Here is a 26317-nt window from a genome sequence, read left to right on the forward strand (position 1 = left end):
ACCCTCACATTGTCAGAGGAGAAAATCTACACACTAGAACAATATTTACACAAAGAAATTCAGTTGGAAACCGGCGGAATGCAGGGAACATTGCATTGCACCGTTGAATTAGACTCACCTCCGGAAGCGATCGACCGTTCGGTCCTGCTCAGATTTGAGCTGACGAAGCCGTTACGATCGGTCGATGGCACTGGCCTTATGCGGTCAACAAATCCGCGCGCAGGATACTTTTGTTACCTAGAGACAAAGGCTGGCCACCACACGGCGCAGTTATCCATCACCTTGCCTAGCGACACAATTTGCCTCCGAGTCGTCTTAGTTCCCTGGTCTCGGTCCGCTGAAAATGTTTTCGTAGGAAAAGTTCTCCTGAAGCAGGAGGACGCGCGGGAGCCCATTCAGGGGACGTCTTCGCCCTTTAAGTCGTTTCGAAATTTAGACCGCTTTGACTGCGAAATATTCGAGTATCCAACAACAGGAAGTTTTTTTTCAGCAAAATTACTTGAGCCCGGACTGCATGTCATTAGATCGAATGGACTGCCGTTGGAAATTATGTACACTCCCAAAAGGTCGGCGGTCACATCACTGGTTTTTAATGCAGCACTAAATACCAATACCCAAGAAATCCCGCGGTTCATGGCCGGCCCGTTGTTTGATGAACTCGAAACAAATGGAATATTTGTGTTTGACGCAAGCCTCCACCTCGATGACTCTCTTATGCTGGCGTGGTACGCAGGGTCCGCAACGTTTCCGTTGCAAAATGAGCTTCCGGCAATCCTGCAGAAGTTCGTCGCGGACGCCGGCGGAGTACGAACCCTCCTATTCGGCGCGTCGGGCGGTGGGTTCGCCGCGGCATACTACGCACAGTTCTTCAACGCCTCCATTGCTATAATCGCCAACCCTCAAACTATAATCGCAAACTATATACCTCGAATTGTGGAGTCATTTGCTAAAATTTGCTGGAACGCGCAAACTTCTCGAAATATCTCAGAAGCTCTCGAAACCAGAATTGTATCCGACCTTCGAAAGCTTCCGATGTCTAAGAAAATATTTACTATTGTTTACCTCCAAAACATATCAGATGATCACGTTGACAAGCACCTAATTCCTTTCTGCGAGGCCTTCCCCGAAAATAGTTCCATTCATCTCATTATGGATCATTGGGGCTCCGGGCACGTCTCACCGCCCCGAAATCTTGTGTCTGCGATCCTGTCGATAATCATAAAAAATCCCTTAAATTGGGAAAGTATGCTTAAAGCTTTCAATCCTATTAGCGCTCCGACGAGTTGTGCTGTTCGTGCTCGAATCGCCTCGGTCGAGAGCAATCTCGGGTGCCCTGAAGGCGACTAAGTATGGCGTACACGGTTCTGATGCCACAGCGTCTGAAACACAGCCGAGTCAGAGCAGCCGACCTGATGGCAAGGCGAATGGTGTTAGCACTCCCTTGTCAAGGGATCTTGAGCCAAGGATTCGGGGCGGGTCGCGGGTCGCGTGTCAGGTTGCTGGGAAGCTGACTGTAATCTCACCGTCCTCCGAAGGTAGCGGTATCGGAACTGCACGAGGTCTGGGCGACAAATCCGTCATCGCTCGCTTCGAGGCCGAAGGTCGGCGCAGGAACCACAAATCCGCAAGATCAATGTAGATCCGGTCTCATTACATGTGGAAAGCGGCCCTCCGCCAATAGACAGGGTTCGATTCGTTGGGCCGATCTGCACGCGTTCTCTGAACCGGGGTTGCCGGTCTCTTAGCCAGGAGCCAGGCGACGCTGAGCGTTGCGGCAGGTGGTGACAATAGGATCACTTCGTTGCTATTGATGGTCCTGATTCAGAAAAGACGGCAGAACAATTAGACTTGTAATCAGGCCCAGCATGCCCGCTGGACCATCTATCAACCCTGGGGATCAATGTTCACGACACAACAAGAGGCTGCGCTCCGTGCGATTGTCGGCTCTCAACTCCCCTCGGTATTGGGACATGCGGCGCGGGAGCGCGCTACGGCCTTTCTCTCATCGCGGATCATTTCGTCGAATGTTTTCCCAGACATCCCTTTCGGAGACGGGGATGTCTGGAGCGTACGTGGCGCTCGTAGCCAGCAACGGTACTTACACGGCTTCTTGTTTTTTGTCGATTGGTACGACACGGTCCTGGCCGACGAGTCCACCGCTTTCGAGGCAGTCGACGCAGCCCTAAAAATTGTTACCACCTGGGAAATTCTCCATGGTGAACGCTCAACTGCCCCCGCGATGGCCTACCACGATGAAACCACCGCGCAGCGGCTCATAAACCTGGTTTCACTTGAGCAGGCGTTCCTGGGCTCGTCTCCGAACGAGGCAGCAGATCCCCTGCGCCCACTAATTAGCGCGACTGCTGACCTGTTGGCCAGCGATGAATTTTACGCCGAGGGCAATAATCATGGAATGTTCCAGGATTTGGCTATCCTTTACTGGAGCATTATGTCGGCCGGCCACCAGGACCCCAGACGCACGAACTACTTCGAAAAATCGATGGTCCGTTTACGAGCCTACTTCGGTCTTTGTTTTACGTCAGAAGGGGTACACGTAGAAAACACGCCCACCTATCATTTAATGGTTTCGCGACACGTAGCGACGATCCAGAAAATTGCAGCTATTTCCGGGCATACGGATGCCGCTTACTACTCCGATCTCGTCGGTAGAGCCGAGCACTACGCCACCCATGCACTAATGCCGGACGGGACCTACCCTCCAATCAGCGACACAAAGCAAACGGACATTGGGCGGGGCCCAATGCGAAAGGTTTTCACGAACCCCGCGTTTGCGTTCGCCAGCACAAAAGGAAAATTAGGCACTGCCCCGACCGAAAGAGCAGTCATTTTTCCGCGTTCTGGATACGCCATATATCGCAGCGCATGGGGCGATCCGCTAGCGACATTCGCCTTTTTCTCCGCAGCGTACAACGCGGATTATCATAAGCACTCCGATGACCTAAGCTTTTTCCTTCGCAGTTCTGGCGTCGACCTTCTCAGTGAGTCTGGTCCCTACAGCTACGACTATAAGGACCCCTTTTCTAAATATGCCTATTCCCAGTTTGCCCATAACACCCTCATTGTAGACGGAACTAGTCTTCCTCGTACCGATAACAGAGCCGATAAGGTCACTCTTCGTGCTATTGACGAACAAGCAAGTGAATTCACCGTCATTGGCACCAATGCCCGCTACGATGATGTAATCCACCAGAGAATGGTAGATGTCACCGAGGAAAATGGTGTTCCAAAATTTGATCTTACTGACCACATATTCAGTGATTCAGAACATAATTACCAGCTTCTTTGGAACCTCAGCCCTGACGTTTCCGTAACGTTGCACGGACAAGGATTTGAACTTTTTCACAATAATCAGAAACGAATGGATCTTACATTTGCGGCTGATGTTGCGACTTCGATTTCAATTCAGGAAGGCGTAGATCGACCAAAACCTTTAGGATGGCGGTTTCCAACATTTGGGGAAGCAGTGCCTTCGAAAGTGGTCGTGATCAGTTTTGCTGCAAGAAATGCAGTAGTAGATACAAAGATCCGACTTGCCGATTTCAGCTATACAGATCGTGGCCTTAGTAAGTCCGGCTCCGAATGGTCTCAGGACAGTGGCGAGATACCACTGAATTACTTATTCGTTCCAGGGAAATCTGCTGCGGGACGCAAGCGTCTAGCAGTGGTTTTTACAGCAATCCATCACCCGGGTGATTTTACTTACAACTACAAAGCGACCGTCGATGAGGTCGACATCAGTGCACTGTACATTTTGGATGATTTCGGTGATCAGGGGTCTTACTACCATTCTGACCACCGCTCCCCCAAAATATTCGACGCTGTCCAAGCTCTAATCAGAAAAATCGTGCTCGACCAAGGGATGGAACTTGCCGATGTTGCGACAGTCGGGTCGTCCAAAGGTGGGACCGCCGCTCTAATCCATGGCTTCGCGCTGCCGGCTGGTCGGGTTATTGCCGGGGCTCCTCAAACGCGCATTGGAACCTTCGTTTCGGGGCCGCATCGTAACATCCTTAAGTTCATGACTGGAGGCGACTCATCCGACGATATTGCCTATCTGGACAAGATTGTAGATCAGTATGCTCTGAAAGCCAGCCCTTCAACTCGCGTTTCGATCCTCGTGGGTGACAATGACCACCATCTGCCTCGTCACGTTCAACCCCTCGTGGAGGCAATGTCTGCCAATCAGCTGACTCTCCCACAGGTCACTGTGCTCGCTGACCTGTCACATGCCGATATTGGGTCGGTGTTCAGGTTTTATCTTCAGGCGAACCTTGAGCAGTGGGTCTCGGGATCGCCGGAAGAAGCTCTACCGTACATCTTAACCCAAAACAATGAAGCCCGAAGCATTCGCATAAAGGTCTATGCGCCACTGGGTGTTCAACTTTCCTACCGGCTATTTAAAGGGTCGGAGATTGTCCGCCGCCGCAGCTATTCCAACCGTCAGGTCGTTGTTTTTGATGACCTTCCCCCGGGAACGTATCGGGTGCGGGTTTTTCGAATGGACGCTGATCCCAGCCAAACAACGGCGTTTACGACACGCTGGCTCAATATCATCTGAACATCTCGATCCCACGCGCAGCTAGTGTCCGCCAACCCGTCCGATCGTGGAATCTCCGAAGTCCATGCTTGCTACCAGGGGGAAATCTAGACACTTAATCGTCAGGGTTGGCGTATATCGGCTCGTCTGACGCACCGAGAGTCCAATAGTCTGCGCTAGGTTACTTGCAATTGACTCTTGTGGTATGCCGTAAGCCGCGATTTGGCCGTCAATGTGGCCAAGTACTTTATCCGCAGATACAGCGTCCAGAAGGCGGTCAGCTCCCTCTCTGCTTAGCATGTAGCCATCAGCTCCCCAACCGTGAACCGAATCGGGCCTGGTGCCCAAAGTATCCCAAAGTGCGCTGATCCCGGTGGATAAAATCCCGGCCTTAGTTCCTGACATCCGCTCGTTTACATACAAAACGTCAAAGAATCCTGCCTTTGCAATAATTTCTGATAGGTCTTGCCAGGCGAAAGGCAGACCATCGTCCTCAAGGAACAAACCATGGCTCTGCCCTCCCACTAGAAATTCCTTCCACATCGAAATGTGCCCCAGAGCGCATCCGAGCGCACCCCCGCCAATCCTCAGCCCTCGGTGTGCAGCGATGTCGGGTAGGCCAGAGGGGTCGAGGGCGCGTCCGTCGACTGCCTCTCGTCGTTCTGGAACCAGGTCGAACTTACGGTAGAGCCCCAGCAACAGGCTGAGCTTCCGGCTATCTTCCGTCATGTTCAGCACAAAAGCAGGTAGTTCTGCTGTCTGGCCGCTGTACGACAAAGACATTTCTGCCCTCTTGCTCATGATTTGACCAGCAAAATCCTCGGGATCGGGCACGATCGACTCCGCAAATCGCATGACCTCCTCCCAAGCCCCGCAAACCGACGCCAACTCACCGAGCTTAAGGCCAATCGCGGACCGAGAGATACGCACGTAGTTGTCGGATCGATTGACTCCACTTAGCAAATCAACCGCCTGCGGAACGCGGTCTGCGGATATGAGGGTCTCAATAAGGAACACAAAAATTCCTGAGTGGTCGCGCCACCGATTATGCGCAGCGACGAGGAAGTCTGCCGCCTGACCGTATTCGCCCGCCCGTCGGGCCGCAATCATGCCGGCTGTCGCATATAGTTCCGGCATCAATCCGCTCTCGCGGAGATCTTCCAGCCGCGCTAGTGCCTCAGGGAGTCCCTGAGAAACCCTTAGGAAATCGATGTAGTTTCTAAAGTCGACTCGAGCGCCCTTGGTCACAGCCGATCCGCGCGTGGCAAACCGGGTGCGAAGCTCTTTGGCATGGTTGTCGAAGGCCTGCTGTGTGTAGCTGTCCATCGGCCATCGGTACATCAATTTTTGGCCGAACTCTTTCGAATCCAATGCGATCAGCCGCTCATCGGCCATAGGTCATGCTGTGGCTTCATCTGTGGCCGACATCTTTTAGCGGCTTTTTGAGTGGTTCAGATTTCACCACGACACGTCCAGCAGGCAATAGCACAGAGACGTCACTACCAGAATGCATCGATTTAATTATTTCCAACTCAACTCCTCTACTGAGTACGCCGTGACCGCTCTCCTCATCCCGGTAGACCAGGAATCGAACCTTCCGGCGTCCCGGCATCTTATTGTATTCTTCCCTATATGGCAAAAAATGATTTTCAAAATGAAAATTATCGCTCAAATTTTGAGCGTAAGTAAGAGAAAAGTCCCCATCCCAGTCAATACACGTTAGGTTGGATGAAAACTTTTCAGACACCTCGACCTCCCCCATTCCTGGATAGGCCACTTCAATCATTTTGTTGAATGTTTTCTTGTAATATGATCTGACATCGACCTGAATATTCGAACAGTAAATCTTGACGCCAGCCGTTCGCGTCCCAATTCTGATAGCAGGTATACCTCCACCCGACGACGCGTAAATGACGATTTTCGATGCGTCAACGTTCATTTGGGCCACCATCTTTTCCACCAGGATTGCAAGCCACTCCGCATAATGGTGAGACCGGTTCCCCACGTACCATCCCAGACTGATGTCGCGATTCATGAAAAGCATCGGATCAAACATCGAAACAACATTTTCGTCCATGGATTCTGCATATGAAGATCTTTGAAAGGCCGGGACAGGCTTCGTTCGATCGAATCGGCCTGGCGTGAAAAGAGTCCATTCATGGGAGCCGGTCAGGTTCCACCAAAAAGGGAAAAGTACGTTTCTATAGGAAATATAGAATCCACCTTGTCGACTGTATCTTGCAGCGTCCTTGAAAGTGAAAAAAACTTTCATTTCCACCCCTCGACGTCCTGGATTTGAGTATGCTTCATGATTTTCACTCTTCCAGAATGGTTTCCATTAAGACCTGTAGAACCATCGATTGATTGAAATTATCTCGAGTGTATCGCGTGGCATTCTTGAGGGCACTTACCCGCGCGGGGCTGCGAGATATCATCGATGCGATATGTTCCGTCATAGATTCCACTGTCGGAAATACCCACGACGCTGGATAGATCTGGTCTGCTCCAGCCCAGGCCAATGTTACTGGAAGTGCCCCTGATGCTGCCCCATCGGCGAGTGTGAGATGGAAGGACTCGAAGTCACTTACCGATAAGACCGTCCCGATCTTGCTATACCACTCAGCCATATCATCGCCCTGAGCGTCAAAAGTAACTGCACCTGATAACAGCGGATCGTTTTCAATACGCTCATACTGGTCTAGGTAGTATGCAAGTTCGTCAGTGCGGTCGGCCATCCATGGGAAGTCTTCAGGACGTCTGCCCTTGATGAACAGGTGGTATCGCTTGTCAGCAGTCCTCAAACCACGTAGGACATCGAGCGCTAAATCCAATCGTTTTCGCTGTGGAACGATGCCTACTAATCCGAGGTTCCATTCGGCACCATGCTGCTTGTCTCGGTCAAGGCCCTGCGTGTCCACGTAATTGGGTATCACTACTGATTTAGAATCCGGAATGTTGAAATCTCGCTCGGCGACCTTCGCGATATGCCGACCGACAAAGATGAATTTATCAACGCTCTTGGCATTCAACTGTCGAAGGTATGGAGTGTTCAACTCCTGAAGGTGCAATCGGCACACCAGCCTTTGACCAACTCGCTTGTTTTTGGCAAACCACACCGCATTTCCCAGCGTCCATTCACAAAATATGACGTCTGCATCTTTCAGCTTGGAGCGGCTGGTTTCTTCGTCGTGTTGAGAATGTCCCAGCCACTGATCGATTTCTACCGTGTGGCCGACGGCCTTGAGATGCGCGATGATGCCCCTGGCGAACTTCAGGTCATGTCCAGCGACAAGAATCTTTCTCCCAGTTTGGGTAGAATGCAACCCACCCGTCCGTGCATATTCGGATACTTTCCGACTAAGGACTATCGATTTTCCGGTACCGCTAGGTACCAAAGCCTCGAGGTCACCCTCGTCAGCCAATTCGTTAGCCTCAACACGGATCAGTCCCCCGCCAGGCTTACCAATGTCGGTCTGGTCTACACGTGCCGAATCCCATGCCAGATATTTCCTCGAGGTCAGCAGGTCTTCATAATACGTGCGGTCGACCGGTCGGGAGAGATGACCTCCAATGAGGGTGATTCCAGCGGCCAAAAGGTTCTGAGAATCGATCGGACCCATGGTCTGAACCTCGATTCCGTCGATCGACCCAGTCGAAACAGACTTGGAATCGGTTAACAGTAAGGCAGGCCTGACACTTTGGGCTTTGAGCCCCGCAACGACTTCCGGAGTAATTTCGTCAACTCGGAGTGCATACTTCTCAAGCGTTGGCGTACGGACTTTGAGGCCTGCCGTTCTGAGCACGTACGTCATGCGAAAGGCCGCTGTATGGGCTCGGAAGACGGCACGCATCGCCAACCACGCGTCGTCATTCCGGGCTTCCTCATTCTCCATCCAATAGGTGATTAGCGCCTGGGCACTAGGCTCATCCGATACAAGCGGGATAATGCCTCCGAAAACCCGATCAATTCCTTTACCCGGCCCACTAATGATGGCCCCACCGCAGGCGGCCACCTCAAAAACCCGCCGGGAAAACATAGTTCCTGATTGTTCTACCGAGTTCACGTTCACGTGTACCGGATGAGCCTTATACGCTTCCACCATGTCTGCGTAGGGCAAACCGCCACTGACGTGCGGGGCTAGATCAAGTGGGAACTTGTAAGGACTTTCTTCGTTCAGATGCTGGCGGTCATAGATGGTCAGTCCTGCAGGAAGGGCGGCCGCTAACAAACTGTGGAGCTGATCCGACCTTTTCTGGTACCGCGCGCCATAGTACGAGCCCGCATAGGTAACGGTGTGCGAGTAATCCCTGGCGCTGGGGAGCGGGTTATGAAGCGCTGGTTGTGCATAAAAAGGAAGTGAGGCCACCGTCTTGAGAAATTCTCCACCAGACTTCAAGTAGCGTCGGATTGATCCGTCGTCGCTGGTGAAAACATGTTCAAAATGCCTAGCGGTCTCCTGGAACCGGTTGAAGTGTATCGGGTCTTCCTTATTCCAAAAAATGGTCGGAATCGACTCGGCACGACAATGTTTTAGTAGGGCGCGAAGATCAGCGAATGATTCTTCATCGTAATAGCCTACCTTCCCACGCCACGCACCCCCATTTCCATCCCATGCCGATTCGACAAACACTGCGTCCAGCCGGGAATTGGTTATTTGGCTCTCCCAGCTATCGGGCAGTAGCTCGACGAGCGAGATGTCGGGGCGCAATCCTGCGGTCGTAAACTCATCAGCGATGATCCCGATCGTCAGGTCCGACAATTTGCTAGCTGGTGCGGGAGTTGCCAATTGTTCCGAAGCAGCCAGAGCCCTCTGAGTGAACTCGCCCATGGTTCGCCAGGTTCTTTCCCCCACAGTCCACAATCGCGCTCGGCGGCCCAGATCCCGACGGAGGCCCTCGTCATTCACCAGATTGTCGAGAACCGCGGCGAGCTGGACTGCGTCCCCGGCAGGAAACAGGATTGCTCGTTCACCATTACCGCCGGCCAGGTCCCTCAACGGGGCTAAGTCAGAAAGCACTACAGCTTTAGCGGCCGCCATCGCCTCCAAAGGCTTGATGGGTGACACCATCTCTGTCACCGGAAGAGGCAGCCTTGGGCAGGGCATAATGTCGAACACACTGATGAAGGCTGGAATCTCGCTGGCTGGTACCCGGCCCGCAAATACCGTAAATTCAGATAAACCCAGGGCGGCTGCCCGGGACTTCAAGGTCGGCAACGCGGAGCCGTCTCCGACTATTACAAGCCTGAATTTGGTGCCCTTCGTCAACATTTGATGACATGCATCGAGTAGCGTACCTAAGCCCTCGTAATCGACGAGGCTCCCGGCATAACCGATCACCGGAACATTCTTGTCGATGCCGAGTCGCTTAATTGTTGGACCGTGAGGCGGCATGTCGCTGAACTCGTCAGTATCAACAGCATTTGGAAGGACCAAAATTTTCTCGGACTGGACCCCTCGGCGAACGAGTTCGTCCCGCACCTGATCGGTGATGGCGAACACCTGGTCGGCTTCTATCGCCACTAAGGTTTCCATCTGTTTTGCGAATTGGAATCGGTCGGATTGATCCCAGTCCGCCTTCGTCGAGGACTCAGTAATCTCCCACAGTCCGCGAACCTCATAGCTGAAGGGCAGTCCGAGCCGTCGCGCGGCGATCAGCGCAGGTAGAGCAGTCACGTGATTCGATGCTGCATGGATTCGCTCGACGCGATTGCGCATAGCCACTTGCACATAGCTGTCGGCGGCCTGCTGGACATAGTAGTCAAGCGGACCCTGTGTCCAGGTGGGACCTTGACTAAAAAAGTGGTTGATTCCGTCGTGGACTTCGTTGTAGCTCGAAGCCGACCGCGGTGCAACGTCGGTTTTGATGTCCCACGGATATCCCGGCCGAGCAGCTATGACGATGTCGGCCCCGGCCTGAGTCCAACCCTTGATCAGGCCAGCAGTTCGAGTCGAATAGCCGTTCGAATTGTAGGGTGAAACGCTATGTGCGCAGTAGAGAATCCGTCCCCTCTCCGCCTGATAGCCCGGTGTGTCCTGTTTCGGCGGTAACTTAGGCGGATGTTTAATGAGCCGATCCAACCCCAACACAGCGTCGACGAGTTGCTGTTGCTTAGCGCTTAGTTCTGTTAAGTTACCCGCGTGAGCGTCGATTAGCCTAGCTGGTTCAGCGATATTACCCGAAACGAAATAGAGATGCGCGATCAGGTTATAGACATTTGCTTTGGATGGCTGCTTCGATACCGTATCGCGAAGTTGCTCGGCGCGTTCTGACTGTCCCACCGGCGTCAGCGTTGGCCCCACTGGGCGCCCAACCGTTAGAGTGGCTGGTTCGTTAGCTGAAGCCAGCGGAACCTTAGCTGGCGTGGCTGCACTAAGGGTGTTGTTTCGAAGTTCCAGCTGCTTTGGATTTGCCCGCTCCGGAGCCGGGCGTGCCCAAAGTCGAGCAATTGCATTCGCTGGTGTGACAATTGCGGATCCGATTTTCAACCGCTTCGATTGACGGAGCGCGGAAAGGTTAGCCCGTAGCTTCGTGTTTTCTTCTCGTAAAGTTTTCGTTTCACGTAGTATTTTGTTGTTACCAAATTTGGCCGCTTTCAGATCCCTCTCTAAGGACCTAATAGTGGTGGCATCACGGCGTCTGCGCAACATTAGCTTCTCGTGCTCGGTGATGAATCGATCGATATCGGTCAAATATTCCGACCTTTTAGCCGAGACGCTTATGGGTTGGGTACGAACTTCGTCTTCAAACTGCACAATACTCCTCCGTTGGCGCCCGTCGGCCGGTGGGCCTCACTGTCACCGCCAAATCCCTCTGGTATCCACTACCGACTTACCTTCTAGCGCCGACCGGTCCATCTCCCTAAACTCGTCATGGTCAACAAGAAGGAGAACCACATCTGCTTCGCTGATGGCCCGCTCCGTCTCCATGAGTTGAACGTTTGCAATGGGAGACAGCATAGGGGGAAGTTCTGACACATGCGGCTCAGCCACAAGGATGGTGTGGCCCGGTAGGTCAGCGCTCAGCTGCTTCACAATGCTGACTGATGGAGACTCGCGCAGATCGTCTATGTTTGCTTTGAACGCAAGCCCCAAGGCAACGACCTTCGCATCGCTCCCAACATCTTTTAAGGCAAGCTTCACTTGATCGATAACCCAAGCGGGTTTAGCGTCATTGGTTTCGCGGGCCTGGCGGATCAACTTCGACTCGTTGGGTGCTGCCGAAACAATGAACCAAGGGTCGACGGCAATGCAGTGCCCACCCACACCTGGGCCGGGCTGCAGGATGTTGACACGAGGGTGGTGGTTGGCCAACTCGATCAGTTCCCAAACATCGATGCCGACTTTATCGCTTATGACCGAGAGCTCGTTAGCGAAGGCGATATTGACGTCGCGGTAAGCATTCTCAACCAGCTTAGCCATTTCAGCAGTTGCCGCATCTGTGAGGTGGATGTCACCCTGGCAAAATACGTGGTAGAGCTGCCTTGCAAGTTCGGTCGACTCGTCGGTGATTCCGCCGACGATTCGATCGTTGGTGACCAACTCGATCATGACCCGGCCGGGAAGTACCCGTTCTGGGCAATGGGCGACGTGCAGGATGGGCTTCCCATTGACGCCATCAAGGCTGAGGTCGGGCCGAAGACCGACGAGATAATCGGCCAGATGTTGAGTAGTTCCCGGAGGTGAAGTGGACTCTAGGATGATAAGCTCCCCACCCTGCAACTGTGGCGCGAGTCCCCGTGCCGCAGCTTCGATATAACTAAGATCAGCCGTCTTATCGGCGTTGAAGGGAGTTGGCACTGCGAGAATGAAGGCATCAGCGGGCGGTGTGACGGTTGTCGCCGTCAGTGATCCGACACTTACTGCACCTGCTACGTGAATGTTCAGGTCCGGTTCAACAAACGGCACCTCGCCGCGGTTGATTGCGTCAACGTTCTCCTGCTTGATGTCCACGCCAACAACCTCAAGTCCATTTGTAGCGAGGATTGCTGCGGTAGGTAAGCCAATGTAGCCGAGCCCGATGACCGCGACTTTTTTTATGTTGTTCATTTTGTCCCCTTAGATGGATACATGGCGGTCGGGCTTTCCGAAGAAAACGACATTTGTTGTTGCGAGTATGTCCTGATCGGAAACCTGCCAAGTATGGCCTGTCCCGTTGCGTTGTTGGTAGTAGTTGTATTTGTCAGCTGAGTAAACAGCACCGGCCGCCGCTGTCACCGCGCCGAGGAACGCTGTATCTTCGCCTCTGGTCCGCTGTTCAAACCGAAAACTTCGGAACACGTCGCCCGCTGCCATGAGCGTGGGACCCATGACCATGTTAGTGAAACGATGTTCCTTTTGGGCGAATCGCAGCACTGTGGCGTCCTGAGTCTGCAGGTACATGTAGTGCGCCTGTTTGCCGACCACCTGAGCGCCCGAGTAATTCAGGGCATGCAGTTGATCCAGCAGGTAATGCGGACCGTAGTAGTCATCGTCGTCCATTTTCGTCAAGACTTCCCCAGTCGCCGCATCAACACAGCGATTGAGACACTCACCGAGGCTTTGGCTGACGGGCGCAGTCAAAATTGTGAGAGCGTCAAGCTGATACCTCTGACGCAGTTCTTCGAGCTCTCGCGCTCCGGCCGTGAAACCATGTGTCAGCAGAACAAGCTCAAGACATACGCCAAGTTGGGAAGTCACGGTGCGGAACACATGATCCAACTGATGCGGTCGGATTGTTGAAACCAAGACCGACAGCGACGGCAAGGTTACCGGTTGGGCGAGAGCAGGCACTGCTGCAGCGAGGATCTTTTCCGCCCGATGCGCATAGGTGTGCTCGTTCCAAATCCGACGCTGCGCCAGATGGACTTGCCGATCCCCCAGCGATTGCTGTCGAACGAGTGCCGATAAGACACTGCGCGCCTGATCACGGGTATCGACGATCGGGATCTCTTCGTTCGGAAAGAATCCCTCGATCGCTGCGCTTCGGGTGGTGACCACGGGAGTGCCTGACGCGGCGATCTCGAAAACCCGCCGGGCGCACATACTGGGAGAGTCCACCACTGAATTCACGTTCAAGAACACTTTGTAGGCCTTGTAGGCAGTCAGCATCTGGGTGTAGGGCAAAGACCCGACTACGTGGTTCCGCAGAGTTTCTGGAAACTGGTACTGATCTGCTCCCCCCAACTGACGGGAGAAAATTTCCAGTCCGGTAACCATGGAATCAGAAACGTCCGCGGCTGCCCCTAGTAGCAAGTCCATTTGATCCCGGCGCTCGGGAAACTTATGGGCAAAATACATACCGGCAAAGGCCAAGTCGCGTGTATGCCAGCCCTTTCGAGGACGGACGGGATTGTGGAGCGCGGGATGTGCCGCAAAGGGCAAGGTCGAAACTCGGTTGTGACCTAAATCCTTTATGTAGCTTTCTACCTTGTTCGAATCGCTAGTGAAGACGTGGTCGAAGAGCTTGGCAGTAGGAAGAAAGTCCTGATAGTGCGGCGGGTCTTCCTTATTCCAGAACACCGTGGGGGTGCCGCCAACTCGAAAACCCCCCACCAATTCCTTGATCACATCTGACGGCCCATCCGCCCCCGAGAGCTGGTATTTCCAGGCGTCCGAGCTGCCATGCCACGCTGATTCGACAAAGAGCAGGTCGATTCGTTCCTCAGCAATCACCCGCCGCCAGTTCGACGGGGTGAGGGCGACTGTGTCCCACTCATAAGAGAATGCCAGCGATGAGAACTCATCCAGAATAGTGGCAACGCGGATCGCGTGCCGAGCGCCAGCATGGGTCGTTGGGTGTGCGTCAGCGAAGACTAATTGCCGCGTCTTCCGGCGCCCAGTCCACGCGCCTTCGGCGCCCTGTGCATTGTCAACGGTGAAAACTCCCCGTGCAGCGCTTTCTCGGCGTCGCCAGGCCTGGACTGCCGCTGTCCCACCGTGGCGCAGATGCCAAATCATGGTTCTCAGCCGGCGTACATCCAGCGCGGTCATTCGGTGCTCCGACGGCCAGTTTCTCGTGCCACCAGTTGTGGAGTTAGGAGGTCGTTCATCATCCGGCGCTTTACCTTCATTGCCGCGACGCGATCGCGCGCAGTTAGATGCTTGATGAACATCCGGTACCACTTGATGACCTCGCTTGGGTCGCCGTCCATCACCACCTCGCCCTCATCCAACCAGACCACCCTGCTGCACATTTCCGTGATGGTGCCCACGCTGTGACTGACCAGGAAGACACAGCCCGCCTTATCAAGAAGTTCATCCATCCGCTGTTTAGTGCGGCCCTTGAACTGGTCGTCCCCGGTGTTGAGCGCTTCATCGATCAGCAGAATCTCCGGATCGACTGCCGTTGCAATCGCAAATTGAAGCCGCGACCCCATACCAGATGAATAGGTCCGCATTGGTAAATGGATTGATTCCTCAAGTCCAGACAACTCCACGATATTTTGGTACGCGCCGGCGATATCGCTCCTTGACATACCCATTGCTAAGCAACCGAGCGTGATGTTCTCCTCACCGGAGATGTCCGGTACCAGAGCTGCACTCACCCCCAGCAGGGTGGGACGAGAAGACGCATAGATTGCCCCTGAAGTAGGCGGCACGCGCCCGTTTATTAGCTTCATCAGCGTGCTCTTGCCTGATCCATTACGCCCGATGATTCCTACGGACTCGCCTCTAGCCACCACCAGCGAAACGTTCTTCACTGCATGGACATGAACAGTTGGCCCATGTCCAATGGACCGACGAATGGAGCCTAAGAGGCCCCGTCTAGCTTCGGAATCGTGCTGGGTAGTAGGTACCCGATAGACCATGCTGACGTTGTCTACCACGACCGCTGGGGGTTCGTGAACGAACTCTAGCTCACTCGTCACGGCCGTACGTCTCTTCTGCGAACCAAAAGTAAATCATGCCAACTGCCAACGCCCCGAGCGCCCACGCACCGAGAATTGCCCACGATTCCCAGGACGGAACCTCACTGTACAAAACCGCCTGCCGCACTATGGTGAGTACTTGGTAAATCGGGTTCAGTTCGATGAAGGGCCTTACGGCGGGGTAGGGGTCAAACAGCTCGATAGAAAACATGACGCAGGACGCGTACATCCACAGGCGCATTGCGAAGCCGACGAAATTTGCTAGGTCGTTGACTTTGGATACCGCGCGCGCCAGAAGAAGACCGATCCCCAGGTTGAAGACTGTTTGGAGGAGTAACGCCGGGATGATCAGCAGCCACAGCCAGGTGATGTCTTCAGTGGGTTCTAATAGCAGTACCAACACCAACATGGTGATGACTACCGGGACACTGGTCAAGAGCTCACGGATGTTCACTGAAAGCAGCAGAGTTGCCCGGGGGAAATTGAATGCCTGGATAACCTTCAGATTGGATGGGATTGCACGGGCACCCGTGGAAATGGCCCGGCTGCTCATCTGGAAAAGAAAAACCCCAATAATCAGATAGCCAATGAAGTTCTCCATGCCGCGGCTTGCCTGCAGCAGGACGCCGAAAATGAGGTAAAAGGTCAACCCGTTCAGCACTGGGTTGAGAATCAGCCAAAAACTTCCAAGTCTGTCTTTGGTGTTTCCCGTCTGGACGCTTGCCTTCGCATCGAAAAAGACGAAGTGCCGGTAATCCCAGAGCGCCACGAGATAGTCGAAGAACGGAGGTTTGGCCCCCACCCGGGTGAGCGGGCGAAGGTCTACCGACGTCGGTACGACGCCGCTCTGGTGCCCATCGTTCACACTGGCCACTAGGCGGACCGCCCCAGCCCGACGTAGGCCTCCAGCAGGGCTGTTGAGTTACCGGCCCAGGTCCGCTTCGCCAGCACCAATGAGCGGGCAACGTCGCCGAGCGCCACAGCCACCGGGGTGAAGCGACCGCCGTCGTCAATCAGACTACCGATCCCCGCGGCAAGGAATGCCACATCCTCAGGCGGAACCAAGACTCCGGTTCCGGTGGAGACTATTTCGCGCAGCGCTGGCAGATCACTTGCGACCACCGGACGGGCGCAGGCCATCGCCTCGACTGGCTTCAACGGCGTTACCGCTCGGGTCACTGCCAGGTCCTTTCGCGGTACAACAAAAATGTCGATGGCTTGATGATGAAGCCGCGCCTTTTCCCGTGGCACCCGACCGGTGAAGGTGACCAAACCGGATACGCCGAGTTCCAGGGCCAAGGCTTTGAGCGAAGGCAAAGCAGCCCCATCTCCTACAATCAGGCATCGCAATCCAGCACGCTCCGGCGTCAGAAGGGCCAATGCCCGCAGCAAATCATCGAGCCCCTCATAGTCCACGATGCTGCTGACAGTGCCAACGTAAACTCCGTCAGTGGGCAGTCCCAGCAACTCACGTGCACTCCGTGAATCCATCGGTTCAGTAAGGTACTCATCGCCCACTGCGTTGGGGCACAACAGAATCCTCCTGGGATCAACTCCCTTGGTCACAATGTCCTGCTTCATAGCCTCGCCCAACGTCACCACCAGGCTGGCACTTTGCATAACCTGGGCTTCACTTTCAGTGAAAAGCTTATAGCGTTCACTCTGCTTTGCCGCATCAGCACGGCTCGACGCCCAGGTATCCGCCAACTGACCGCGAACCTCGTACACCCAGGGAATGCCGAGAACCCGCGCCACCTCCCGGACAACTACGCCGTTAACAAAGTGCGTAGTGGTGTGTAACACGGTTGGTCGGATCCGTAATGCCAGCCCCAAGAGTTCTTCTGCCTGCTGCTGCAACCTGGCGTCAAAACCCTTCGCCAGCTTCGCCGGAAGAAGCCGATGATAGGACACCCCATCGATGTGATCGATGTCAGCGGCAAAGAGCTTGCCTACCTGCACCGGATAGCCAACACGGGTGGCAGCGTGAACGTGCCACCCGGCGTCGTGCTGTGCCTTGAGTATCGAGTGTGAGCGCTGGGCATATCCGCTGCCCGTATGGGGCAACGAGTTGGTCAGGACGTGAAGCACCGTGCGGTCACGGGGAACATACCCCGTCACTTCGCTTAGTGTCGGTGTCCAGCCAGCAAAGACCCGCCGTTCGGAGTCAAGCCGTTCCGCTGCGCCGCGGTGCCCGCCTGACTCGAGCGCCGCCACTGCGCCGCACATATCGCCGTCGAACCATCGCCGTCGAGCAACAGTTCTACTCACATCCGCGGCGCCCGTGAGCTGTGACTGAAGGAGGAACTCGTCGGCCCGCAACGGATACCCAGCGGCGAGGGCTATATCTGCCAACAAAGCCGCCCGCGATGCAGAAGCACCGCTATCAAGGGCTGCCTTCAAGACGGCTTGAGTGCGCGACTGGTCACCCCGGAGGTAAGCCGCCACCGACTGAACCACTGGCCCGCCGTTCAGCCGGGCCGCCACCCCAGCCAGCCGGTACACCAAACCGACGGACAGCCTTCGCGAGACCTGCAGCAAGAGCAGAAATGGATCATCCCCCAGATGACGGAAAGCAGTCACACCTAACAACCGCGTGTTGCGCAGCACCGATCCTGGACTCACCGGTGTGGGCCCCCAGCAACCTCGGCCAGCAGATCAATATACGTTTGGCCCAGCGCATCGACGTCGGCGTTATTCTCCACCCACGCGCGCCCGGCACCGTTCACCTGAAGCAAGGTTCGGTCTGCCAGCAGGGACCGCCACAGCTCGGCGACATCCTCGGGAGAGGAAGAGACAATATGACCCGACTCGGCATCCTCAAGGATTTTCCGTGCCTCGCCGAGGACGATTCCGGTAACGTGCCTGCCCAAGGACAAGACTTCGTAGGTCTTGGAAGGAATGGTCGTCTCGAAGGACTTCCAATCATCGCGCAGCGACACGATGCAGCTATCCGTACGATCATAAAAGCCCATCACCGCCGGCCCATGCACGGGTTGGTGAAACTCCACCGGTGCCTGCAGATCGTGGGCCAATCGCACTAGATCGGCTCTCTGCACGCCGTTACCCACCATCGTCAAACGCATCTGGCGACCGACCAGCGCTGCCGCCCTGATGGGCACATCCAATCGCTGGCTCTCGCCATGATTGCCGAGATACAGCACCTCAAGCCGGTCCGATTCCAGCGGGGGCGCTGGCAGCTTATCCAGCCCACGCAGGTCCACCCCGTTGGTCACCGTGGCAACATTCTGGAGGCCACGGTCGCGTAGTGTCCTGGCGAACCCGTGGGTGACCGTCACCACCAGGTCGGCCCGATCCTGGATGGCCATGATGATTCGCTCCACGACGCCCTTGGCGCTCCCGCGCACAAGCCGCGCATCCCGGGCAATATCCGGCCAGGCATCGCGCATGTCCACGACCAGCGGGCGCTTCAGCATCCGGGACACCACAAACCCTGCACCAAGAATGGGGAGGCTGGGAACCGTGACGACGACGACGTCGGGCCGCTTGGATATGAGGGCCGCGGGAATGCTGCACGCTGCGGAGAAAAGGTGATTGCTGAGACGACCCAAGCGCGTATTCCGGTGCCAGAGGAAAGGAACCCTTCGGATCCGTTCACCGTGCTCTCCGCGGGAGCACAGAAAAGGAACTCCCGCTACGCTACGGGGCAGTGTCCGTCGGCCGTGCGGCGCATGCGCAACCGGCGTAACGACGTCGACGTCCCAGCCAGCGGCGCGGAACGAACGAACGAACTGTGTCCACCTTCTCTGCGGCGGGCTGTGCTCCGGGGCATAAGAATGCGTCAACAATAAAATACGCACCATGCACCCCCAACGTGTCTCGGTTGCTTCGTGTCAATCAGGATCAGGATCAAGTGTAGACCTCGGGCAACCAAAGATCCGGTTTGCGACCGTCTTGACTGGATCACGGCGGTCGCTATGGTTGCGTGTTGATCATCACCGCGTAGCGATTCATGAACGCTGCCATGGCGTCGCGGTTGACAGCCGTAAAGGGCCTGAAGGTCTTAGAGCCGTTGCCTTCGTTCCACCCTCCACTGATTCCAGTAGATGCCAGCCAGGATATCTCTTTGAAATAGACATTGTCGGTGGCCACGTCAGCGAACGGCGACGCCGGCGGCTTCTCCAAGTCGGACCGATCAGCAAACCGATACAGGAAGACTGCCATTGCATCCCGGGCTACCGGGCTCAGAGGCATGAAGATTCGCGTTCCGTCGTCCTGCGCCCAGCCGGTGCTGATCCGCTCGCCGGCCAGCCACGAGATCTCCTTGTAGTACACGTTGCTTTTGGCGACGTCAGTGAACGGCGAGACTGCCGGCGGCGTGTAGTCCGGTGAACCGGCGAGGCGGTAGATGAACGCTGCCATCGCATCCCTGGCGATGGGTGTGACCGGACGGAACGTTGTCCTCCCGTTCCCTTCATTCCAGCCAGTAGTGATGCCGGTTGAGCCTAGCCACGAGATCTCCTTGAAAAACTGCACTTTCCGGGGAACGTCGGCGAAAGAGCGGACGGGAAAGGCTTTGGCGGTGGTCGCGACGACCGTTACGCCGGCCTCGACAATCACTGTCTCCGCAGCGGTCTTGAGCACCTTCGCCGCTATCCACTGGGATGCACCAGCCAATTCGGCCTGGTCGGGCCGTGACTCGTCCAGGTACAGGCGGTAGGACCCGGGCTCGAGTCCGTCTAGCAAGTAGCTTCCGTCGACGACAGGCTGGGTCTGCACAGCGCCGGGGATTGCCTTACAAGGCCTTTCCGGAGCCATGGTTTCGGACGCCAGATCCGCTACGGGCTCGGAGGGCACCCCGGGTAGGAGGGTGCTGCCAGTAATCGGGAAGGCAGACACGCAGACCTGTTGATCGGCGTCGACGGTTCCCGTGATTTGACCTAATTCTTGTACTGGCGGTTCGGAGGGGATTCCCGCGCCCATCAGCAGGGTCGAGATGAGAAGGCCCGATGCAGCTGCGGTTGCACGTCGCCCAACACTCCAGCGGGTTTGTGGCTGGTTGTCCGGGCGCGGTAATTCCACTCTGGTCATGCTGAGTCCCCCTACTGATACGAATGTTTCATTCATCGTATGGCGGGGCTACTGGCCATACGTGCTGTGAGCGCGAATCGGGGGTAAGCGTGATCGAAACGTCACCGGTTCCCGTGCTGGTCCGCTCGGGACCTTCGAGCTACTTTTTGGGCCTTGGACTGGCCGAGCCGCCGCCGCGAAGCTTCGCGTAATACAGAACTCCCAGGCCGACGAGAGCCAGGATGACCAAGACCCTGGTAACCGGGCTGGAGCCAATGGAGGTCTCCTCAGACGTGACGCTCGCTTCGCTCACGGCTGCCGCAGATGGCGTTGAGGACGGCGTTGCCGACGAAGTAGAGGTCGGCGTAGGTGTTGCCGTACGACTTTCGGTGGCTGTCGGTTCGGGAGACTCGGACTCTTCAGGCTCGGCGGATTCCGATTCTTCCGGCTCCGGTGTTTCTTCCGGCTCCTCAGTCTCGGTCGACTCAGTCAAATCGACCACTGCACCGGTGACGGCAATGAACCTGAAGTCTGTGTAGAAAAACGTGGTTGGGTCAATGAGATTGCCGGTGTCGGGTTCGATCAGGAACCCTGTGGGCGGGTGGATCGGGTATCCGGTTACCGGGTCAATAGCAAAACCAGTTGCAGGATCAATAGCTGGAGCCGGATCCTCCTCCGGCTCCGGCTCGGGTGCTGGCTCCGGAGCGGGTTCGGGCTGCGGAGCGGGAGCCGGAGCCGGAGCGGGAGCCGGAGCCGGAGCGGGCTGCGGAGCGGGTGCAGGAGCGGGCTGTGGTGCAGGAGCGGGCTGAGGTGCGGGTGCAGGTGCGGGCTGCGTCGGCCGGGTTGTGGGTGCCGGCGCTGGCGCCGGCGGGCGCGTGGTTGCCGAAGGCGCGGGTATTGGCTCAACCGGTCCCACGGGCAACGGCGGCTCTATGACATCGGCCTGAGCGACGCCTACCCCGGCACCAACACAGAGTGAGGCCGCGGCTAGACCGGCGAAAGCACGGCGCATCAATGATCCCATGGGTCCTAATTCTACTGTGCTGCACCCTGGACGTAGTCGCCCAGCGTGTCGGTGTCCAGCGCTCCGGCAATATCCGCAATTGCGGCGTCGTCCTTCAGAATAATCGACTGACCATCGACGGAGGTGCCAATCCCCAGGTTTGGCAACGTGAAGAATTGCACATCATCGCCGCGAACACTCCTCAATGACAGCGCCAGACCGCCCGCCGTCCCGGCGTCCAGCCCCTCATCAACGCTCAGATACGGCGTGACCTGATCCACCACCTCGTAGACCTTGAACGGATTAAATAGCGTCTCAGAGGTGAGGATCTTGCCCATGATGGCCTTAATAAACAGCTGCTGATTCTTCACCCGTTGAAAGTCGCCGTCGGTAAAGGCATACCGCTCACGAACGAACTTGAGCGCCGATTCCCCTCGCAGGTTAATCTCGCCCTGCTCGAAGAACTCGCCGTCCGCTCCGCGTGACTGGAACGGGATCTCGTTGCTGACCGTCACACCGCCCAGCGCATCAGTGAGGCCGGTAAAGCCTTCGAAGTCGAGGATCGCAACGTGGTCGATCGGCGCATCGAACATGCCCTCAAGCGTCTGAACCAGCAGCGGCACTCCCCCAAACGCCGTGGCGGCATTGATCTTGTGCTCCCCGTAGCCGGGGATCTCGGTCCAGATGTCCCGCATGATCGACATGACGTACACACCCTCGCGGTTGGCGGGAATGTGCATCACCATGATGGTGTCGGAGCGTCCAGCATTGGGTACGCCCGGCAGGTCCTCGGTCTCGCCGCTGCCACCGTTCTCGTCGGTGCCGAGCAAGAGGATGGTTTGGGCTCCCTCGGCTGCTGCAGTGCGGGTGGGCCGGTCGGCCGAATCCGGGAACGCGTCTTCGATGGTCTGGGTCTGCGTGTTGTACGTACTCGCCAGGTTAAACACGTACCCGCCGACGACGAGGCCAGTGACCAGCACCAACGCGACCGCGGAGACGAGAACAACGCGGACCGGATGGCGCTTCCGGCGAGCGCTCCGCTGAACGGGTTCTTCGGGATACTGTGACACGACAATTTTTCCTGACCTGAGACAGCTCCTCATCCTAGCGATCAACCGTGGGAAGAAGCTGAGAGGCGCAACGGCGTCACCAGGGGCCACTAAACTGACACCATGCGTGCCTCCCGTCTCCTAGCCCCGCTCGCCGTCGTCGTCCTTGGCTTGACGGCCTGCTCGCCGATCGTTGGTGTGGAGGCAGCCGCCGACGCCGCCAACCCAGAATGCGCGTCAGTGATGGTGTCCCTGCCGAAACTGGTTGCCGAGAACGAGCTGCGCGAAACCAACAGCCAGGCCACCGCTGCGTGGGGCAATCCCTCGCAGGTGGTGCTGCGCTGCGGCGTCGCCGTCCCTGGACCCACCACGGATTCCTGCGCGTCAGTGAACGGCGTCGACTGGATCGTCCAGGAAGAAGCCGAGGTGTGGCGGGCCACCACCTATGGCCGCAACCCGGCGGTGGAAGTGCTGTTTGATCCGAATGAGGTGCCGTCGAGCACCATTCTGGTAGATCTGGGGGCGGCTGTGTCTGTGGTGGCGCAGGATTCCGAGTGCCTCAGCCTCAATGACGACCTGGAACTACCCGAGGGCTCGTGATGGATCACGCCGCCGCCACTCCCCTGTCCGGGCGCCAACTCAGCTTGCGGCGCGGCGAGTACACCGCCGTCGTCGTCAGTGTTGGAGCGTCGCTGCGCGAACTCCGCTTCGGGGGCCGCGACCTGATTCGCGCCTATTCCGCCGACGAGATCCGCCCCAACTATCGGGGCGCGCTGCTGATCCCCTGGCCCAACCGGGTGGTGGACGGCACCTACGCGTTCGGCGGCGACGCGCACCAGCTCGGCCTGTCCGAGCCCGAGCGCGGCCACGCCCTGCACGGGCTCCTCGCCTGGGAGGACTGGGAAACGGTTGAGCAGAGTGAATCGTCGGTGCGGCTTCGGGCGACCGTGGTCCCACAGGAGGGGTACCCGTTCCGGCTCACCGTCCAGGCGACGTACACGCTCGACGACGGCGGCCTCACCACCTCGGTCACCGCTCTCAACACCGGCCCCGACGCTGCACCCTACGGGGTGGCACCCCACCCCTATCTGGTGGCCAGCGACGACCACGTGGATGACTGGACCCTGGCCCTGCCCGCCGCCACAGTGCTGGAAGCGACGCCCGACCGGCTGATTCCCACGGTTTTGACACCCGTGCGCGGTACCTTTGATTTCCGTTCGCCGCGGCAGATCGATTCCGCGTTCCTCGACCACGCGTTCACCGATGTCCAGTACGACGGCGACGAGGCCACGGTCAGCGTGACCGGTGCCGACGGGCGTGGGGCTGCGGTCTCGTTTGGCCGCGACCTACCCTGGGTACAGGTGCACACCGGGGATCTGCCGGCGGATCCTGCGGGTAGCAGACGGGGACTCGCCGTCGAACCCATGACTTGCCCGCCTGACGCCTTCAACTCGGGAACGGATCTGGTGGCGCTGCAGCCCGGCGCGGAGCACACTGCCTCGTGGCGGATTCACGCGGTCTAGAACCCTTGGTTTGCCCGCTCACCTTTACCCGCTTCCGCTTTGCCCGCTCACCTTTGCAAACGACGACGCGGTGCAGCGACAACTTCCTTGACGGACGACCTTACGCCGCTGGCACCGTGCGGATCAGGAACGATGTGAGGAGTTCGCTTGCTTCGATGAGGGCGCTTCGAACCGGGGGAACTGACTGCAGCGCAGCGGGATCCGTCGAATCCGGACGCTGGGCAAGTTGCCGGTGGAGGACGAGTAAGGCCGACAAAAGGGGTGCCAATTCGTTCTCCCCCTCCGCCGTTGCGCTGAGGAGCCGAGCGTAGGCTGCCAGAAGGACGGGGCCTGGGGCACACCCCAGCTCCTGGTCAAAGGTGCGGCGGCATTGCTCATAGCATTGCAGTCCCTCCGCAAACTGGGAGTCCTGCTCCAACCCAAGGATGAGGGCAACCCAGGCGCGTTCATTCAGCTGATCTGTTGCCAGCGCCTGTCGTGCCCAGGACACGGCCTCAGCGGGTTTGCCAAGAAACGCGGCGGCCTCGGCGGCAAGGACACTGGCCGCGGCTGCTCTCGCCGCGTGGAGTGCACGTTCTTCATCCGCCCAGGCAGGCCGGAGTTCGTCCCCGAGAAGCGGCGAATGGTTGAGCCGTAGCGCGTCGCACAAGAGTTCGTAAGCCGCCGACGGGTCGACGCACCGGTGTGCCGCACTGATCTGCGCGGAGAAGCGGTCCAGGTCAAGGTCGACGAGGTCACGATCCATGACGTAGCCGGCGGTGACCGTCCGCAGGGGTCCGGCTTTCCCCGCACCCGGTTGAATGTGACGACGAAGCACGCTGATATAGCTTTCAAGGGTCGGAAGCGCCTCTGCAGGCTTGTTCCCTGCCCATAGCCGCTCGATGAGCCGGTCCTTGGACACGGGGTGTCCAAGTTCCAGAAGAAGCAACTCCAGGATCTGGCGCGGCTTGGGCCCGCCGAGCTGCCGCGCGTTGAGCACTGTATCGCCGCGCCTCACGATGAGGCTTCCGATGAGCTGGATGCTGAGATGGCATGAAGTGGTGGACGGCCTACTGATGAGGGGCCGAATTACGCCGAAATCTACTGACTGAGTCATATCCGAGACCTTCAACTAACTGTGAATGTTGACAAGGCCCAATCTAGGAATTCCCCAGCCCGCACGCACGAGTGGCACCTACCCGACTTTTCTCGGCTCCGACGTCGGACTACTCGGTTTCCACTCCCCCGCGCGCGCACGGTCGAGCGAGTGGTACGCAGGTGTCAGCGTACGGCTAGGTTTTTGGTGGCAGCTGCCCCGTAGAGCCAGGATCGGATTACCAGAGTAGGTGCGTCAAGTTTGGCCAGGCGCCCGACGTCGACGTGTTCCCACGCGGTAAAAAGCAGCGCATGGAGGGAAGCGGTCATCCATTCAGCTGTGTAATCCCCGGTGAGAGCTCCGCGGTGCTGTCCGCGCGAGATTGCCTCGCGGATCACGACGTCGATTGCCCGGCTCCTTGCCGCGATGTCCTTTTCGTCGTCGAGCTCGTGAGCCCTGAGGAGGAAGGTGATCTGCGGGCCCAACGGGATCATGAGTTCTACGAATCGGTGGAAGCTTGCCCATGATCTTTCGACAGGCATTCCTTGGCCTGAATCGATCCATCATCTGAACGGTCCGCCGCCCGTCGCTAGCTACCCGGTGTCCTGCGGACGCGTTGGGGTGAACTTTTCAGGACTCTTTCAACGATGCCGCGGGCCTCGAGATCGACCTTGGTGTAGCGGACGTAATTGGAAAGCCTTCCGTTAGGGAAGGCAGGATGGGCTCCAAGGGTGTTCTGAGCTTCATTGACGATGACCTGCAAAAGTACTGTGCCATCCTCCGCGGAGAAAGCATCGATCGTCTTGAGAATAATGTCGACAAGCAGTTCGTACTGCTCGACGGCGATTGTCCACCCGTCCAGGCCATCCGGGCGGGTGGCGTTGAACATTTGAACCCGCCCACGATCACGCGCTCGTGCGTCTTCGAGCCACGCGCGCGAGCTGACGGCCGCTGAATGCGAGTTACCCGGCGTGCGCACGCTCAACGCCGTCGACCCGACAGGTGTAACCTGCGTCGATGTCACTTGCTTTGGTCCACTTCATGGTCACCTCCTAGCCAGATGAAATGACTTTACGCTCATGATGCGCCGACAGCAGAGCGTCCGGACGAATCGCAGAACGAGCTATGTCCCCTGCATCCCTATCCGGCGGACGCCGACCCTATCCCCGGGGTCCTACGCCTTCCGGCGGGGTTGAGTCCAGCTCGGCGAAGTCCGACGACTGACGACCGCT

The 26317-nt window shown here is 57.1% G+C and carries 20 protein-coding genes; 6 read left to right on the forward strand and 14 right to left on the reverse strand.

From position 1 onward, the window contains the following. The first annotated feature begins 9 nt into the window (after positions 1 to 9). Together ACX80G_RS06835 and ACX80G_RS06840 are read left to right on the forward strand one after the other, a co-directional pair. A complete protein-coding gene (locus ACX80G_RS06835; RefSeq protein ID WP_459306686.1) occupies positions 10 to 1347 on the forward strand; it encodes a hypothetical protein in 1338 nt (445 codons plus the stop codon). 553 nt (positions 1348 to 1900) lie between these two features. Continuing rightward, a complete protein-coding gene (locus ACX80G_RS06840) occupies positions 1901 to 4579 on the forward strand; it encodes a heparinase II/III domain-containing protein (RefSeq protein ID WP_459306687.1) in 2679 nt (892 codons plus the stop codon). Positions 4580 to 4600: 21 nt separating this feature from the next. Here ACX80G_RS06840 and ACX80G_RS06845 read toward each other — a convergent pair whose 3' ends face one another. The 10 genes from ACX80G_RS06845 to ACX80G_RS06890 all read right to left on the reverse strand — a co-directional run bounded on the left by ACX80G_RS06845 (position 4601) and on the right by ACX80G_RS06890 (position 20456). Next, positions 4601 to 5953 carry a glycosyltransferase family protein gene (locus ACX80G_RS06845; RefSeq protein WP_459306689.1) on the reverse strand — a complete coding sequence of 451 codons (1353 nt, stop codon included), beginning with the start codon at positions 5951 to 5953 and terminating at the stop codon, positions 4601 to 4603. Between the two features lie 16 nt (positions 5954 to 5969). Then, positions 5970 to 6635 carry a hypothetical protein gene (locus tag ACX80G_RS06850; protein ID WP_459306691.1) on the reverse strand — a complete coding sequence of 222 codons (666 nt, stop codon included), beginning with the start codon at positions 6633 to 6635 and terminating at the stop codon, positions 5970 to 5972. Between the two features lie 238 nt (positions 6636 to 6873). Beyond that, positions 6874 to 11313: a glycosyltransferase gene (locus tag ACX80G_RS06855; protein ID WP_459306693.1), complete on the reverse strand. Its 4440-nt coding sequence runs from the start codon at positions 11311 to 11313 to the stop codon at positions 6874 to 6876. Between the two features lie 42 nt (positions 11314 to 11355). After that, on the reverse strand, positions 11356 to 12606 hold the full coding sequence (wecC, locus tag ACX80G_RS06860; protein ID WP_459306695.1) for a UDP-N-acetyl-D-mannosamine dehydrogenase: 1251 nt from the start codon (positions 12604 to 12606) through the stop codon (positions 11356 to 11358). 9 nt (positions 12607 to 12615) lie between these two features. Then, complete coding sequence (locus tag ACX80G_RS06865) at positions 12616 to 14529, reverse strand: glycosyltransferase family protein (protein WP_459306697.1); 1914 nt, start codon at positions 14527 to 14529, stop codon at positions 12616 to 12618. Beyond that, on the reverse strand, positions 14526 to 15239 hold the full coding sequence (locus ACX80G_RS06870; protein ID WP_459306698.1) for an ABC transporter ATP-binding protein: 714 nt from the start codon (positions 15237 to 15239) through the stop codon (positions 14526 to 14528). The genes ACX80G_RS06865 and ACX80G_RS06870 overlap by 4 nt, the downstream gene beginning before the upstream one ends. Positions 15240 to 15396: 157 nt before the next feature. Continuing rightward, entirely contained in the window at positions 15397 to 16281 is an 885-nt protein-coding gene (locus ACX80G_RS06875) for an ABC transporter permease (RefSeq protein WP_459306699.1), read from the reverse strand. Then, a complete protein-coding gene (locus ACX80G_RS06880; RefSeq protein WP_459306701.1) occupies positions 16281 to 17987 on the reverse strand; it encodes a glycosyltransferase family 4 protein in 1707 nt (568 codons plus the stop codon). The genes ACX80G_RS06875 and ACX80G_RS06880 overlap by 1 nt, the downstream gene beginning before the upstream one ends. A gap of 38 nt (positions 17988 to 18025) precedes the next feature. Next, positions 18026 to 19228 carry a glycosyltransferase family 4 protein gene (locus tag ACX80G_RS06885; protein WP_459306703.1) on the reverse strand — a complete coding sequence of 401 codons (1203 nt, stop codon included), beginning with the start codon at positions 19226 to 19228 and terminating at the stop codon, positions 18026 to 18028. A gap of 112 nt (positions 19229 to 19340) precedes the next feature. Then, entirely contained in the window at positions 19341 to 20456 is a 1116-nt protein-coding gene (locus ACX80G_RS06890; protein WP_459306705.1) for an S-layer homology domain-containing protein, read from the reverse strand. Between the two features lie 221 nt (positions 20457 to 20677). Here ACX80G_RS06890 and ACX80G_RS06895 point away from each other — a divergent pair, with 221 nt between their 5' ends. Together ACX80G_RS06895 and ACX80G_RS06900 are read left to right on the forward strand one after the other, a co-directional pair. Beyond that, entirely contained in the window at positions 20678 to 20974 is a 297-nt protein-coding gene (locus ACX80G_RS06895; protein WP_459306707.1) for a hypothetical protein, read from the forward strand. 151 nt (positions 20975 to 21125) lie between these two features. Next, a complete protein-coding gene (locus tag ACX80G_RS06900; RefSeq protein ID WP_459306709.1) occupies positions 21126 to 21371 on the forward strand; it encodes a hypothetical protein in 246 nt (81 codons plus the stop codon). Between the two features lie 99 nt (positions 21372 to 21470). On the opposite strand, the gene ACX80G_RS06905 is transcribed toward ACX80G_RS06900, so the two are convergent. Beyond that, complete coding sequence (locus tag ACX80G_RS06905; RefSeq protein ID WP_459306711.1) at positions 21471 to 22508, reverse strand: LCP family protein; 1038 nt, start codon at positions 22506 to 22508, stop codon at positions 21471 to 21473. A 102-nt stretch (positions 22509 to 22610) separates the two neighbouring features. On the opposite strand from ACX80G_RS06905, the gene ACX80G_RS06910 reads away from it, so the two are divergent. Together ACX80G_RS06910 and ACX80G_RS06915 are read left to right on the forward strand one after the other, a co-directional pair. Continuing rightward, a complete protein-coding gene (locus ACX80G_RS06910; RefSeq protein WP_459306713.1) occupies positions 22611 to 23087 on the forward strand; it encodes a DUF3515 family protein in 477 nt (158 codons plus the stop codon). After that, positions 23087 to 24010, forward strand: a complete 924-nt coding sequence (locus ACX80G_RS06915) for an aldose 1-epimerase family protein (RefSeq protein ID WP_459306715.1) — start codon at positions 23087 to 23089, stop codon at positions 24008 to 24010. Before ACX80G_RS06910 ends, ACX80G_RS06915 begins: the two co-directional genes overlap by 1 nt. 100 nt (positions 24011 to 24110) lie before the next feature. Here ACX80G_RS06915 and ACX80G_RS06920 read toward each other — a convergent pair whose 3' ends face one another. From ACX80G_RS06920 to ACX80G_RS06930, 3 genes are all read right to left on the reverse strand, one after another. Beyond that, positions 24111 to 25106, reverse strand: coding sequence for an AfsR/SARP family transcriptional regulator (locus ACX80G_RS06920; RefSeq protein ID WP_459306717.1), 996 nt, complete (start codon positions 25104 to 25106; stop codon positions 24111 to 24113). 164 nt (positions 25107 to 25270) lie between these two features. Then, complete coding sequence (locus tag ACX80G_RS06925) at positions 25271 to 25627, reverse strand: hypothetical protein (RefSeq protein WP_459306719.1); 357 nt, start codon at positions 25625 to 25627, stop codon at positions 25271 to 25273. A 47-nt stretch (positions 25628 to 25674) separates the two neighbouring features. Continuing rightward, a complete protein-coding gene (locus ACX80G_RS06930) occupies positions 25675 to 26109 on the reverse strand; it encodes a DUF6958 family protein (protein ID WP_459306721.1) in 435 nt (144 codons plus the stop codon). Between the last annotated feature and the right edge of the window lie 208 nt (positions 26110 to 26317).

Source organism: Arthrobacter glycogeni, assembly GCF_054510815.1.

What these genes read in the sequence shown, in the direction of transcription:
- ACX80G_RS06850 (WP_459306691.1), bottom strand. Translation starts at nt 6,635, where the DNA reads ATGGACGAAAATGTTGTTTCGATGTTTGATCCGATGCTTTTCATGAAT.
- ACX80G_RS06840 (WP_459306687.1), top strand. Translation starts at nt 1,901, where the DNA reads ATGTTCACGACACAACAAGAGGCTGCGCTCCGTGCGATTGTCGGCTCT.
- wecC (WP_459306695.1), bottom strand. Translation starts at nt 12,606, where the DNA reads ATGAACAACATAAAAAAAGTCGCGGTCATCGGGCTCGGCTACATTGGC.
- ACX80G_RS06910 (WP_459306713.1), top strand. Translation starts at nt 22,611, where the DNA reads ATGCGTGCCTCCCGTCTCCTAGCCCCGCTCGCCGTCGTCGTCCTTGGC.
- ACX80G_RS06885 (WP_459306703.1), bottom strand. Translation starts at nt 19,228, where the DNA reads ATGGTGCGTATTTTATTGTTGACGCATTCTTATGCCCCGGAGCACAGC.
- ACX80G_RS06890 (WP_459306705.1), bottom strand. Translation starts at nt 20,456, where the DNA reads ATGACCAGAGTGGAATTACCGCGCCCGGACAACCAGCCACAAACCCGC.
- ACX80G_RS06915 (WP_459306715.1), top strand. Translation starts at nt 23,087, where the DNA reads ATGGATCACGCCGCCGCCACTCCCCTGTCCGGGCGCCAACTCAGCTTG.
- ACX80G_RS06925 (WP_459306719.1), bottom strand. Translation starts at nt 25,627, where the DNA reads ATGCCTGTCGAAAGATCATGGGCAAGCTTCCACCGATTCGTAGAACTC.
- ACX80G_RS06895 (WP_459306707.1), top strand. Translation starts at nt 20,678, where the DNA reads ATGACCAAGACCCTGGTAACCGGGCTGGAGCCAATGGAGGTCTCCTCA.
- ACX80G_RS06920 (WP_459306717.1), bottom strand. Translation starts at nt 25,106, where the DNA reads ATGACTCAGTCAGTAGATTTCGGCGTAATTCGGCCCCTCATCAGTAGG.
- ACX80G_RS06845 (WP_459306689.1), bottom strand. Translation starts at nt 5,953, where the DNA reads ATGGCCGATGAGCGGCTGATCGCATTGGATTCGAAAGAGTTCGGCCAA.
- ACX80G_RS06865 (WP_459306697.1), bottom strand. Translation starts at nt 14,529, where the DNA reads ATGACCGCGCTGGATGTACGCCGGCTGAGAACCATGATTTGGCATCTG.